Origin of the sequence: Vibrio sp. V42_P2S4T144 (assembly GCF_009904715.1) — a bacterium.
Lineage (GTDB): Bacteria > Pseudomonadota > Gammaproteobacteria > Enterobacterales > Vibrionaceae > Vibrio > Vibrio alginolyticus.
Genome location: NZ_WXWS01000633.1, coordinates 1 through 13,494, shown reverse-complemented (window position 1 = coordinate 13,494; position 13,494 = coordinate 1). Strand labels below are relative to the sequence as shown.

Genomic DNA, 13,494 nt, shown 5'->3' with positions numbered 1-13,494 from the left:
ATGTTGCACTGCTGGTTGCTGCCGGCATTGGTGTGGGCTGGTTAACTTTGGGGGGGAGTGCGGCAGTAATGCATTACACCTCAGATACTGAATTTTGTCTCTCGTGCCACTCTATGGAAACCCCTTACAAAGAGTACCAAGGCTCAGTGCACTTCAGTAATGCGAAAGGCATTCGCGCGGAATGTTCTGACTGTCATATTCCTCAAGAACCAATGGATTACCTGATCACCAAAATTCGCGCGTCGAAAGACATCTACCATGAATTTGTGACAGGTAAGATCGATACGCCAGAGAAATATGAAGCACATCGTAAAGATATGGCTGAAACGGTATGGGCTCAGTTCCGTGAAAATGATTCAGCGACGTGTCGTTCGTGTCATGATTTCGATGCAATGGAAGAGTTTGAGCAATCACGTGATGCGGCGAAGATGCACGCTTACGCGAAAGCAAACGATCAAACGTGTATCGATTGTCATAAAGGTGTGGCGCACTTTGCACCAGAAGCAGAGCTAGACAGCAAGGCATTTGAAACGTTGATGAGCTTCACCACAAAAACATCACCTAATGCCAAGGTTGTTTACCCTGTGACTGAAATCGCAATGGGTGAGATGGGTAAAATTAACCCAACGACGAAGTTGGAAGTAATCAGCTCTGAAGGCGACAACCGCACTGTTAAGTTGAACGCATTCCAAATGAAAGGCGCAGAGCAAGTGCTTTACATGGGAGAAGGTCAACGTGCCATCGTTGCAACGCTAACAGAGCAAGGCCAACAAGCGCTTGAAACTGGTGAATTTGAGGCAGATGTTTACGGCAACGAATGGCGCGCGGTTTCTCTAACTGGCGCTATTGATTCTCCAGTTGTTGACACGCTTGAACCAGTATGGTCATACGCAGAAGAGTTGGACAACGTTTACTGTGCAACTTGTCACGCGAAAATTCCTTCAAATCACTTCACAGTGAATGCATGGGGACCGGTAGCGAAAAGTATGGGTGATCGAACTGATATTTCAGCCGAGAACCTAGAAATTCTAACCAAGTTCTTCCAGCACCACGCGAAAGATGTGGTTGGTCACTAACGATAAATAGAAGGATAAGATTATGACTAATATGACCCGTCGCGGATTTCTAAAAGGCACTGGTATGGCGGCTGGTGCAATGGCATTCACTTCATTTGCACCTATGTCTGTTGCTTCTTCTAATGCTCGCGGCAAAGGCATTCTAACGGCGGGCCGCATGGGCCCAATGCTGTGTGAAGTGCAAGACGGTAAGCTGGTTTCAACCACGAACGCATTGCCACAAACGGTACCAAACAGCCTACAAAGCACCGGTCCTGACCAAGTGCACACTAAAGCGCGTGTTAAGTACCCAATGGTTCGCAAAGGTTACTTGGCAAACCCATCGTCGCCAGAAGGTGTGCGCGGTAGTGATGAGTTTGTGCGTGTGTCTTGGGATGAGGCTTACAAGCTGATCCACGAACAGCACATGCGAATTCGCAAAGAATATGGCCCGGCTTCTGTGTTTGCTGGTTCTTACGGCTGGCGTTCAAGTGGCGTGCTGCACAAAGCACAAACCTTGCTGCAACGTTACATGAGCATGGCGGGCGGTTATTCAGGCCACTTGGGTGACTACTCAACGGGTGCTGCGCAGATCATCATGCCGCACGTTGTGGGCTCTATCGAAGTGTACGAGCAACAAACCACGTACCCAGTGGTACTAGAGCACAGTGATGTGGTTGTGCTTTGGGGCTTAAACCCAATCAACACCCTAAAAATCGCGTGGAGCTCAACAGACTGTGCTGGTCTTGAATTCTTCCATCAATTGAAAAAATCAGGCAAGACGATCATTGCGATTGACCCAATTCGTTCTGAAACCATCGAGTTCTTTGGCGAGAATGCGGAGTGGATTGCTCCTCACCCAATGACCGACGTGGCAATGATGATGGGTATCGCACACACCTTAGTGAAACAAGGTAAGCACGATAAAGCCTTCCTCGATAAATACACCGCAGGTTACGACAAGTTTGAAGCGTACCTGATGGGCGAAGAAGACGGCGTAGAAAAATCAGCAGAATGGGCATCACAAATCTGTGGCGTACCTGCGAAGCAACTTGAGCTACTGGCTGATATCTTCAGTAAAAGCCGCACCATGCTGATGGCTGGTTGGGGCATGCAGCGCCAACAATACGGTGAGCAGCGTCACTGGATGCTGGTTACACTGGCAACAATGTTGGGTCAAATCGGTTTACCGGGCGGTGGTTTTGGTTTCTCTTACCACTACTCAAACGGTGGTAACCCTGCTCGTGATGCTGGCGTACTTCCTGCGATTTCGGCATCGCTGGGTGGCGGCTCTTCTGCGGGGAACGACTGGGCGGTGTCTGGCGCGGTGCAAAGCTTCCCTGTGGCGCGTATTGTCGAGGCGTTGGAAAACCCAGGTCAATCCTACCATCATAACGGTCATGAACTGACGTTCCCGGACATCAAGATGATTTGGTGGGCAGGTGGTGCGAACTTTACTCACCACCAAGACACCAACCGTCTGATCAAAGCGTGGCAAAAGCCTGAGCTGATCGTGATTTCAGAGCCTTACTGGACGGCGGCTGCGAAGCACGCGGACATTGTTCTGCCAATCACCACATCGTTCGAGCGTAACGACTTAACGATGACGGGTGACTACAGTAACCAACACTTGGTGCCAATGAAGCAAGTGGTTGAGCCGCAAGGTGAAGCGCGTAATGACTTCGATGTATTCGCGGACATGGCCGAGATGCTAGCTCCGGGTGGCCGTGACGTATACACCGAAGGCAAAACTGAAATGGAATGGCTGTACGGCTTCTACAAGGCGGCGCAACACGGTGGCCGTGGCTCTCGCGTAGCAATGCCGAACTTCAGCAAGTTCTGGGAAGATAACCAACTGATCGAGATGAAGTGGAACGAGAAGAACGCACAGTTTGTTCGTTACGCAGATTTCCGTGAAGACCCGATCATGAATCCACTCGGTACACCAAGTGGTAAGATCGAAATCTTCTCGAAAACCATTGAAGGTTATCAGTTGGAAGACTGTCCTCCACACCCAACGTGGATGGCACCAACCGAGTACACTGGCAATGCAAAAGACGGCGAGTTGCAGCTAATGACCGCGCACGCAGCGCATCGTCTACACAGCCAGTTTAACTACGCGAAGATTCGCGAAGAGTACGCAATTGCAAACCGTGAACCTATTTGGATTCACCCTGAAGATGCGAAAGCGCGTGGTATTAAAACGGGCGATTTAGTTCGTGCGTTTAACAACCGTGGCCAAGTATTGGTTGGTGCAGAAGTGACTGACCGAATCAAGCAAGGTTCAGTGTGTATTCATGAAGGCGGCTGGCCGGATCTGGATCCGAAAACCGGCATTTGTAAGAACGGCGGTTGTAACGTGTTAACGTTGGATATTCCGACCTCTCGACTTGCAAACGGCTGTGCGGCGAACTCGGCACTGGTTCGTATTGAAAAATACACTGGCCCAGAATTAGAACTAACAGCGTTTGAACCACCAAGAAATGGTTAGAAAAAAGTAGCGTTTTAAAGCAAGAAGCCAGCGAATCGTTGGCTTCTTTTTTATCTAGTAATCGTTCACATTAGCGCGAAGCGAGAGAAACAAATGGCATCTGTTTCTTAATTTGAAATGTCGGGAGTAAAGTAAATACAATCGCGACAAACAAGACTGAGCCTATTAAATCTTCAGGGCGATGCATCCCCAACCATAAGCGGCTATATGCGACGCTCATTCCCCACATCCATAATGACAGTGCAGAGATATAGCACTTGTTCTGTAAGAACAACCCGCCAAAGAAAGCCAAACAAATCGAAACGAAAATCGTATGGCCGGATGGGAAAGAATAGTCTTTCTCGCCTTGCCAATGGCGCGTTCGCCAATCACTGACGTGTTCAGAAATCTGGTTAATTACGTTGGCTTGCTGCTTTGTATCCAACTGATAAAACGCGTCTGGGTGCTCAATCAATTGTTCTGCTGCGAGCAATTCCGTGTAGGGACGCGGGCTTTCTGTCATCAGTTTTAGCCCCGTTTTGCTGGCAAAACCAATCACCAGTAACAACCCTAACATTGAGAGTTTTTGTATCCACTCAATGCGACTTGGTTTAAAGCGAAATAAAGAAAGCAGTAGCAGTGTTAACGTAATTAAAAAGCCTTTGCTACCAGCAGAATCTGTGAGCAAAGTAAAAGTAATACCCAGACTTTCCGGCACCTGTGAAGTGAGATTGTGATAAGAGCCAAACAGCGACAGTGGGATGATGACAAGAACAAACAAGGCGAGCATCATCAATCCATATTTTTGGGTTTTCATTGAGAGCGTTTTGTTTTTATTGAGGGTTATTCAACCACGTGAAAATAAGGGGCTTATCTTACGTTATCTGGCGTGAAAAACTTATCAACGCTCTGTCAATTCGAGCGTGAAAGTGACATTGCAGCTCTTCGTTGTGAAAGGAGAGGTTGTTGAAAGTACTGAAAGGCAAACGCGCTCATCCATAAGCGCTTTGTTCAGGCGTGAGCAAGGTTAGCTCATCAACCCTAATAAATATTCTGATGCGGCTTTTGGATCTTCTGCGTGGCAAATCGCTGAAACCAAAGCTAAGCCATGAACACCAGTGGCGCTGAGTTGCGGAATGTTACTTTCGTTAATGCCGCCAATGGCAACAATCGGCAGTGAAGTCGTCTCTAACGCCATCTTCAAGCCATCAATACCCCAGAACTTCTTGGTGTTGGTTTTGGTCGGCGTCGCGAAGATTGCGCTCAAGCCGATGTAATCAATCGGAAGAGAGTCCGCTTCTGCAAGCTGCTCTTCATTTTCGATGGATAAGCCGAGGATTTTGTTTGGTCCAATCAACTCACGAGCGATAGTTGCGGGCATGTCTGATTGCCCGAGGTGAACCCCATCGGCATCAACTGCCAGTGCAACATCAACGCGGTCATTGATGAACAAAGGCACATTGGTATCTTTAAGGATGTCTTTCACGGCTTGAGCACGTTCGATAAACGCACGCACATCGCCGTGTTTTTCGCGGACTTGTACCATGGTCACGCCACCTTCCACGGCTTTTCTCACAACACGCTTTAGTGTGGCTAAATCTTGTTGGTCATCGGTGACCAAATATAAACGATAGGCGTTCATTTTGTTTCCTTTGGGCCTCTCATCTACAGGGAGTGAGAGGCCGGTATTTGTTAGAGAAAGCTTAACTCACTTGGAGTTTTAGGCGTTTTGCCAGTGTTTCTTCATCCAGTTGGTAAAGCTCATCCAACAGGTTCATTTGCAGACTGCCTGGCCCTCGCGCTTGCTCAGCCGCAATTTCACCCACAACGCCCAGTACCGCCGCGGCAGCAAGTCCGGAGTGATCACCAACAGCAGCGAAAGCACCCGTCAGTGCCGTTAGTGTGCAGCCCATTCCGGTTACGTATGGCATCATCTCGTGACCGTTGTTTAGCTGCACAGTTTGCTCTTTCGTGATGATGTAATCAGTCTCGCCAGAAATCACCACACTTGCACCATACTCTGAAACTAAGAAGTTCGCTGCGCCAAGTGCTGCGTCGCTGCTGTCTAACGCATCGACGCCTTTGCTTTGTGCTTGTTCGCCAGCGAGACCGATGATTTCTGAGGCGTTACCACGAATGATCAACTTGTCGGCAAGGCGTGCGATCTCACGTGATGTCTCGGTACGTAGTGAGCTTGCTCCGCAACCGACAGGGTCGAGTACAACGATTTTACCGTTGGCATTGGCTTGCTCTACGGCATAGCTCATGCGCGGTGTCCAAACGCTGTCTAGGGTACCGATGTTGATAACCAGTGCGCCAGCGAACGACATCATCTCTGCCATCTCTTGTTTGGAGTGCGCCATGATTGGAGAAGCGCCGATCGCTAATAGTGCGTTTGCTGTGTTATTCATCACCACGTAGTTAGTGATGTTGACGACTAACGGCTTTTGCTGGCGTACTGCGGTTAATGCTTGGGTGATTTGTTCAATTAACATGAGACTCTCCGATTAATCTTGCTGAGCGTTTAGACCTTGTTGCCAGAATGCCACTTCCATACGCGTTGCAGTTTTGAATACCTGAATCAGGTTTTGACCACGCTGACTATTGAGATCGATTTCCGCCAATAACTGATTAAAGTGTTCTGCACCTTTTGCGACACCAGATTGGAATTCCTCACCACCGTAGAGGTTGATCCAACTTGCGTATGGGTTACCTTCGAGCACAGTGCTTTCGTCTTCAATCAGCATCTTACCGATTACGGCATAACCGATAGAGCATGGTGCTAGTGCCGCGTATAGATCAACAAGATCGCCCGTCATGCCAGCATCTAATACGTAACGGGTGTAAGCCACAGTGCCGAAATCTTCTGGCTCGTTTTCTAAGTCGGATTCTGTCAGTCCCCATTGCTCACAGTAAGTCACGTGGTGGGCGATTTCAGAATCGAGCAATGCGTGTACGCTTGGTAGGGCACGGCGCATGTCATCCAAAGTACGTGCTTTGTAGATCGCTAATGCGTAAGCTCGTGCGTACTGCTTTAGGAAAAGAAAATCCTGCTTTAGGTAATGCAGAAAACAAGGCTGAGCCAGAGTGCCTTGCGCCAATTGCTGCACGAAAGCATGCTCAGTGTATTCTTGCCAATCTTGGCGGCAAGCGTCGATCAAATCTTGGTATTTCATTATGAGTATCTCGTTATCAAAAGACCCTAGGCTTAGGTCCTAAGGTCAGTAGAATTAGTCAAAGCTCGGTACGTAATCTTTCGCTTTTGGCAGTGTTTCGATGATGTTTTGTGAATACATGAACTGCGCATAATCATCGTAGCGTTTCTGATCTACTGCGGATGGACGAAGAGCGAAACGAGTTAGCGTGTCGTTCCAAGCGCGTTGGTTAAGCTCGTTGTTGAGCGTGTCTGGTGAATAAGCCACGAACTCTTTCCACGACTCTTTTGGATGGTTAACGATGTAAGTGGTCGCTTGCTCTAGTGCTTTGTTGAATGCCTTGATGGCTTCTTTGTCGTAGTTTTTTGCATTGGCTACGAAGACTAACTCGTCATACGCTGGCACGCCGTGTTCTTCAGGGAAGAAGGCCTTAGCTTTATAACCTTCTAGTGCCAGTTGGTTGGTTTCGAAGTTACGTAGACCGCCCCAAATCGCATCCACCTTGCCAGACGCAAGAGACGAAGACAGCGCCCAACCTACGTTGATGATTTGTACGTCAGAAAACTTCACGTTTTCTTGCGCTAGCATGGTGCCGATTGTCGCTTCTTCGTTGCCTGCGATCGCAATACCGATCTTCTTGCCTTTCAAGTCGCCAAGGTTTTCATTCTTACCGTTATCCAGCACCATCAACGTGTTGAGTGGCGTAGCAATCAAAGTCGCAGAGCGGATTAGTGGCAAACCCGCCGCGACATCGATAGTTAGGCTTGGTTGGTAAGAAATCGCCATGTCGACTTTACCCGCCGCGACCAACTTAGGTGGCGTGCTTGGATCTGCCGGCTCTTGAATGTTGACCTTCAAACCTTGTTCTTTGAAGTAACCACGCTCTTTGGCAATCACGATAGGACCATGATTTGGGTTGACGAACCAATCCAACATCAGTGTCATCTCTTTTTCTGCTGCAAGCACATTGGTTGATACCACTGAAGCGAGTAGAGCAGCAGCGCTCATAAGTTTGTTTTTATTCACGGGGTTCTTCCTTTTCTTTCCCAATTTTCTTTGGTTATTTTCTGTAATTATTTGCTTTCCCAAGGGATGGCTTTTTTCAATAATTTATCGGTGATGAAGTAGAGTGAGATAGACAGCACGGCTAGGATAAACAGCGCCGCAAACATCTCATCAATGATCATGCGAGCGTTGGCTTGGAGCATCAGATAACCCAAGCCTTCACTTGAACCTACCCACTCACCGACCACTGCTCCAATTGGCGCAATAACGACGGCAACACGAATACCTGAGGCTAAAGTTGGTAGGGCGGCTGGCAATTGAATATGACGAAGTAGCTGCCATTTAGACGCGCCCATGGTCTTGGCAAGATCGAGGTAACCTGTTGGTGTATTGCGTAAGCCGTCATAGCAACATGTCGTGATGGGGAAAAAGATGATGATCGCTGCCATGACGACTTTCGATGCAATACCGTAACCCAGCCAAAGCATGAGCACTGGTGCGATGGCGAACACAGGGATCGCTTGGCTAGCAATCAGAATAGGCAATAACCAACGCTTCAGCGGCTCGAACATCAGCATTTGCAATGCGAACAGCAAACCCATCGATAATCCAAGCGCCAAGCCAAGTAAGATCTCTTGCGCGGTAACCCAAGTATGTTTGAGCAAGACATCGTAACGAGTGACCAATCTATCCAGCACTTCAATTGGTGAAGGTAAGATGAAGCCTGGCATGTCGAATACCACCACAACCAACTGCCACAATCCCAAGATCACCGCAGTGCTGATTACCAAGCGCAGAGCTGGATGGGTCACGCGTTCTTTTTTACCAATACGTGCCGAAACGGAGTTGTACTGAGTCATATCACTCATAGTCTTTCTCCAATTGATCCAAAATCGCTTGTTGAAGCGCGGCGCACTCTCCATCGAGAACTCGTGGTGGCTTGGAATCCGGAACAACCAAGTGCTGAGCTTGCGCAGGCGTGCCTTGCAGTACATAGAGTTGGTGAGCTAATCGCACCGCTTCTTGTGGGTCGTGGGTAATAAGAACAACGGTTTTATCTTTCAGTAACTCGGCAGACAAGGTTTGCAACTTATGGCGAGTAACCGCGTCCAACGCAGAGAAAGGCTCATCCATCAGAACCAGAGGCTTGTCTTGCATCAGAGTGCGAGCAAGGGCAACACGTTGTCTCATGCCGCCAGAGAGCTGAGCTGGCTTAGCATCCGGGTAATCGGCGAGTCCCACTTGGCTGAGTAAAGTCAGTGCACGTTGTTTATTTTGTTCTGGTGCTTGCTCTTGAGAAAATCGAGAACTGAGGCAGACGTTGTCTAACACATTCAACCACGGCAGCAACAAGTCTTGCTGCGCCATGTAGGCAATACGCTTGTGTAAGGTGATGCCATCCGTGGTCGTTAACTCGCCATGCCATTCGACTTTGTCGTCTAACAAACCCGCTAGATAACGAAGGATCGTCGTTTTTCCGCAGCCACTGCGACCAAGTAACACTGTCCATTGATTAGCAGGAATAGTCATACTCAACCCTGCTAGCGTTGGTGTTTGGCTGTCTTTGTATCGCAGACTAGCATCGGAAAGCTGAATGCCAATCGCGTTAGCGAACATAAGTATGACCCGCAAAAAAGTGGTTCACAGGGCCATGGCCTTTACCTACATCCAATTCATCAGCGTGCGCGATAGCTTGGCTGATGTACTGCTTACCCAGGTGCACCGCTTTGTGTAGGTTGTTGCCTTGGCCAAGATAAGACGCAATGGCGGAAGAAAGTGTACAGCCTGTGCCATGGGTGTTTTTGGTTGGAAATCGCTTGGCGCTAATTAACTCGGCACTGTCTTGCATGATAAGCAGATCGTTGCTGTTTTCATTTTCTTCAAGGTGACCGCCTTTGAGCAGAATAGCTTTGGCGCCAAGCGCACGAAGGTCGGTAATCATATCGTTCATTTCAGATTCTGATTGAGGCATTAGCTTACCCGTCAATGCTGCGCCTTCGGGTAGGTTAGGGGTAATGATGTCTGCGAGCGGAATCAATTCTTCTTTTAAAGTGCTGATTGCCGACTGTTCCAGTAATAGATCGCCGCTGGTGGCCACCATTACAGGGTCAATCACGAGGTGTTTTGGCTGGTATTGTTTAATTTTGTCAGCAACGACTTTGATGATGTTGGAATCGGCCAGCATGCCCACTTTTACTGCAACGATGTTGAGGTCGGTGAATACCGCATCGAGTTGACTCTCTACATGGTCGAGAGGAATTGGGAAAATCGCAGAAACGCCTTGGGTATTTTGTGAAGTAATCGCCGTGATTACCGAGCAAGCAAAACTGCCGGTTGCGGACATCGCTTTGATGTCGGCTTGAATACCTGCACCGCCACCACTGTCTGAGCCCGCGATGGTCAATACGATAGGGGTAGGCAAGGCTGGCGTGTGATGTGAATGAGGTTGTGATTGCTGCGTCATGGTCGCTCCTACTACAAGACGTATAGGAACTGACTTTGACCGTTGCAGATAGATCGATTTTTCGATCGCTATCGCTTACCTAAGAGGGGCGACGAAAGGCAAAGTGTGCATAGTTCCCTACGTCAGTGCTAACTGAATCAGGTTCAACGGGTCTCGAATTTCGATCTCAGCCAACACTTGTCGTGTGGCCCCCCGACTATTTCGTTCGGATGATAGCAGGACCATTGCGGAAGGGATACGTTTTTTGAGCGTAATTATAATGAGTATTCAATTATGCGAGGTGAGTGATAAAGTAAGCACCTAAATGGTTTGCTGGGTGGAATTTACTAGTGCAACGCTCTGGTGAATGAGCAGAACCTGGAATATTTAATAAATAATCGTGGTCTCGTTAAGCAAGGATTAGCACAAAACAAGGTTAAAAAACTGTTAAAATTTAACGTGTTGCCAATTTAACTTTGTTGAACTTTTTCACAGTTAATTAGGATGGCTAAGACGATCATCGAGCAAGGAGACTTCATGCTTAATTCTGTAACAGCGAAGTCAGTGATCGATCATGCGCTCTTTTTGGGGGCTGATTTCGCTGAACTATTCGTTGAACATCACCAAACCAACACTGTCCAGATCGCATCTGGTGAAGTGGATAAGGTTAACTCGGGTATCGATTTTGGTATCGGTATTCGTCTTTTTTTCGGTCATAAGGTGCTTTACGGTTACACCAACAGCACAGATGAAGCCGAACTAAAGCGCGTAACCTCGCTGCTTGCTGCAAAAGACAAGCGTGAGCAAATCGCGTCAGCGGGTTCTTTGAATTTGAACCGCTACCCAATCCAACATGGTTGCCGCATGCCACTAAGTAAGGATGCTAACCTAGATTCAAAAATCGCGTTTCTATTGAAAGTTGACCAAGCCGCACGTGCTGAGAGTGAGCATATCAGCCAGTTTATTGGCAGCGTGCTTCAGCGTGAACAACAAGTGTCTATCTTCAACTCAGAAGGTCTACACGTTGACGATACTCGCCACTACATCCGAGTTGCTGGTAATACTGTCGCTCAAAAAGGTAATGAGCAGTCTTCTGGTATGGAAGGTCCTGGCGCTCTTGCTGGTTGGGAGTTCAGTGAACAGCTTGATGCCAAAGAGCTAGGTCAAACTATCGCGCAGCAAGCGTTGGTAAAACTTGGCGCAGATGCGTGCCCATCGGGTGAAATGCCAGTAGTAATTGGTAACGGCTTTGGCGGCGTTATCTTCCATGAAGCTTGTGGCCACTTGCTAGAAACCACTTCAGTTGCCAAGAAAGCATCAGTCTTCCACGACAAGATGGGCGAAATGGTTGCTCACACCGCGGTGAATGCAGTCGATGATGGCACCATGACCAACGAATGGGGCTCGATTCATGTTGATGACGAAGGCATGAAGACTCAGCGCACTCAATTGATCAAAGACGGTAAGCTAACCAGCTTCATGGTCGATAAAATGGGTGGCATGAAGACAGGTTATGAGCCTACGGGTTCTGGTCGTCGTCAAAACTACAAGTTCGCACCAACCTCGCGCATGCGTAACACCTTTATCGAAGAGGGCGAGCATTCACTTGATGACATGCTGGCAGGTATCGAGCGTGGTATCTATGCGAAGAAGATGGGCGGTGGCTCGGTTCAACCGGGTACGGGTGAGTTTAACTTTGCTGTTCGTGAAGCTTATCTCATTGAAAATGGCAAAATCACCAAGCCTCTGAAAACAGCAACGCTGATCAGCACGGGTCCAAAAGTGTTGAAAGAAATCAGCATGGTCGGCAAAGACATGGCACTTGCGCCGGGCATGTGTGGTTCCGTGAGTGGTTCAGTGCCAACAACAGTCGGTCAGCCAACGCTGAAAGTCGATAACATTCTGGTAGGAGGCGGTAACTAATGAGCCAAGAACAACAACTTCTTAATGCGGTTGATTACGTCCTATCAGAAGCAAAACGCCAAGGTGCAGAAGCGGACGTCATTGTAAACCGCAACAGCAGCTTTTCTCTGAAAGCGAACCAAGGAAAGCTGGATGAGTACAAAGTAAGCTCAAGCCAAGTTCTGGGTGTTCGTGTTGTGAAAGATGCGCGTGTTGCAACAAGCTATTCTGAGTCGTTAGAGCAACCAAGCTTAGATTTGATGCTGACCAACGCACTGCAAAGCGCTCGCTTTTCCAAGCAAGATGAACATCAGACTATTAGCTGCGTGAACAGCCAAATCGCGACTGATGTTGCTGAGATTGCGCAAGAAGATACCACTTCTGTTGACGAAAAAATCGAACTGTCTCTCGCACTTGAGCAAGGTGTAGTAGCTCTGCCTCACGCCTCTAGCGCACCTTACAATGGTTACAGCGATGGCGAAACACAACTGATCATTGCCAATACTCAAGGCACATTGTGTCAACACTTCGAGCGCTCGTTCACTTGTTACGCGTATACCTTGTTTGAAAAAGACGGCAAACAGTCAATGGCGGGTAGAATGTCACTGGGTCGCCGTTTTGATGAGTTGAATCCAGCTTACTGTATCGAGGGTGGCTACAACCTTGCTCGCGATCTTCTTGAAGGCGCACCGGTTGCGACGGGTAACTACCCTGCTATCTTCCACATCAATGCGCTAGCAAGTTTATTCGGTGCTTTCGGCAGTGCTTTCTCTGGCGTAAGCGCGATGAAAGGCATTACGCCACTGGGTGACAAGCTTGGTCAACGTGTTGCGAGTGATTTGATTACCTTTACTGATACGGCTTACATGCCAAATGGTATGGCAATCGCGAGTTTTGATAGTGAAGGCTTCGCTACTCAAAACAATGTGATGATTGCTAATGGTGATTTGAAAACCTTGCTACACAACAGCCAGACCGCAAGTTACTTGGGCGCAGTCTCGACAGCAAGTGCCGCTCGCGGTGCAAAATCGAGCCTAGACGTATCAGCGAATCACAAAGTGATTGCGACAGGTAACAGCAGTGCGTCAGAAGTAAAAGCGGGTGAGTACCTAGAGTTAGTCGAACTTCAAGGTGTCCATTCTGGTGCGGATGCAGTGAGTGGTGATTTCTCATTTGGTGCGAGTGGCTTCTTGTGCCGTGATGGTGAGCGCGTTCAACCAGTGCGTGGTATCACTGTAGCGGGTAACTTCTACAAGATGCTGCAAGAAGTTGAGGCAGTGGGTGATACTCAGCTAATTAACGATAGCCGAACTTTCTTCTCGCCAGACGTTCGTTTTGCTCGTTTGAGCATTGGTGGTAAGTAAACTTAGCATTACTATAGAAACAAAAAGAGGACTCAATGGAGTCCTCTTTCTTTTATCGAATGATTAACTCGCGAGAATTAAAATTCGCGAATGTCCAACT

General features: G+C 48.3%; 12 protein-coding genes and 1 riboswitch. Of the genes, 4 read left to right on the top strand and 8 right to left on the bottom strand.

Translation table 11 applies throughout. From position 1 onward, the window contains the following. Together CAG68_RS20540 and CAG68_RS20535 are read left to right on the top strand one after the other, a co-directional pair. The coding region (locus tag CAG68_RS20540; protein ID WP_237667910.1) for a NapC/NirT family cytochrome c at positions 1 to 1,076 on the top strand (1,076 nt) is incomplete at its 5' end. 22 nt (positions 1,077 to 1,098) lie between these two features. Continuing rightward, a complete protein-coding gene (locus CAG68_RS20535; RefSeq protein WP_161441597.1) occupies positions 1,099 to 3,546 on the top strand; it encodes a molybdopterin guanine dinucleotide-containing S/N-oxide reductase in 2,448 nt (815 codons plus the stop codon). A 70-nt stretch (positions 3,547 to 3,616) separates the two neighbouring features. On the opposite strand, the gene CAG68_RS20530 is transcribed toward CAG68_RS20535, so the two are convergent. The 8 genes from CAG68_RS20530 to thiD form a co-directional block, all read right to left on the bottom strand. Beyond that, positions 3,617 to 4,342 (bottom strand): phosphatase PAP2 family protein, encoded by a 726-nt coding sequence (locus tag CAG68_RS20530; RefSeq protein ID WP_161441596.1) that lies wholly within the window; start codon positions 4,340 to 4,342, stop codon positions 3,617 to 3,619. Positions 4,343 to 4,552: 210 nt separating this feature from the next. Then, entirely contained in the window at positions 4,553 to 5,167 is a 615-nt protein-coding gene (gene thiE, locus CAG68_RS20525; protein WP_161441595.1) for a thiamine phosphate synthase, read from the bottom strand. 61 nt (positions 5,168 to 5,228) lie between these two features. Continuing rightward, positions 5,229 to 6,020: a hydroxyethylthiazole kinase gene (gene thiM, locus CAG68_RS20520; protein WP_005374295.1), complete on the bottom strand. Its 792-nt coding sequence runs from the start codon at positions 6,018 to 6,020 to the stop codon at positions 5,229 to 5,231. A 12-nt stretch (positions 6,021 to 6,032) separates the two neighbouring features. Beyond that, entirely contained in the window at positions 6,033 to 6,701 is a 669-nt protein-coding gene (gene tenA, locus CAG68_RS20515) for a thiaminase II (RefSeq protein WP_161441594.1), read from the bottom strand. 54 nt (positions 6,702 to 6,755) lie between these two features. Further along, a complete protein-coding gene (locus CAG68_RS20510; RefSeq protein WP_161441593.1) occupies positions 6,756 to 7,706 on the bottom strand; it encodes an ABC transporter substrate-binding protein in 951 nt (316 codons plus the stop codon). A gap of 47 nt (positions 7,707 to 7,753) precedes the next feature. Beyond that, the gene (locus CAG68_RS20505; RefSeq protein ID WP_047102517.1) at positions 7,754 to 8,554 is read right to left on the bottom strand and encodes an ABC transporter permease; all 801 of its coding nucleotides are present in this window, start codon (positions 8,552 to 8,554) and stop codon (positions 7,754 to 7,756) included. Further along, positions 8,547 to 9,302: an ABC transporter ATP-binding protein gene (locus CAG68_RS20500; protein ID WP_017634350.1), complete on the bottom strand. Its 756-nt coding sequence runs from the start codon at positions 9,300 to 9,302 to the stop codon at positions 8,547 to 8,549. The genes CAG68_RS20505 and CAG68_RS20500 overlap by 8 nt, the downstream gene beginning before the upstream one ends. Further along, positions 9,292 to 10,149: a bifunctional hydroxymethylpyrimidine kinase/phosphomethylpyrimidine kinase gene (gene thiD / locus CAG68_RS20495; RefSeq protein WP_161441592.1), complete on the bottom strand. Its 858-nt coding sequence runs from the start codon at positions 10,147 to 10,149 to the stop codon at positions 9,292 to 9,294. The genes CAG68_RS20500 and thiD overlap by 11 nt, the downstream gene beginning before the upstream one ends. Positions 10,150 to 10,246: 97 nt before the next feature. Continuing rightward, positions 10,247 to 10,354: riboswitch (TPP riboswitch) on the bottom strand. A 311-nt stretch (positions 10,355 to 10,665) separates the two neighbouring features. Between thiD and CAG68_RS20490 the strand changes: the two genes are divergently transcribed. Together CAG68_RS20490 and CAG68_RS20485 are read left to right on the top strand one after the other, a co-directional pair. Beyond that, a complete protein-coding gene (locus CAG68_RS20490; protein ID WP_031780818.1) occupies positions 10,666 to 12,051 on the top strand; it encodes a TldD/PmbA family protein in 1,386 nt (461 codons plus the stop codon). Next, positions 12,051 to 13,394 carry a TldD/PmbA family protein gene (locus CAG68_RS20485; RefSeq protein ID WP_039842677.1) on the top strand — a complete coding sequence of 448 codons (1,344 nt, stop codon included), beginning with the start codon at positions 12,051 to 12,053 and terminating at the stop codon, positions 13,392 to 13,394. The genes CAG68_RS20490 and CAG68_RS20485 overlap by 1 nt, the downstream gene beginning before the upstream one ends. Positions 13,395 to 13,494 lie beyond the last annotated feature (100 nt).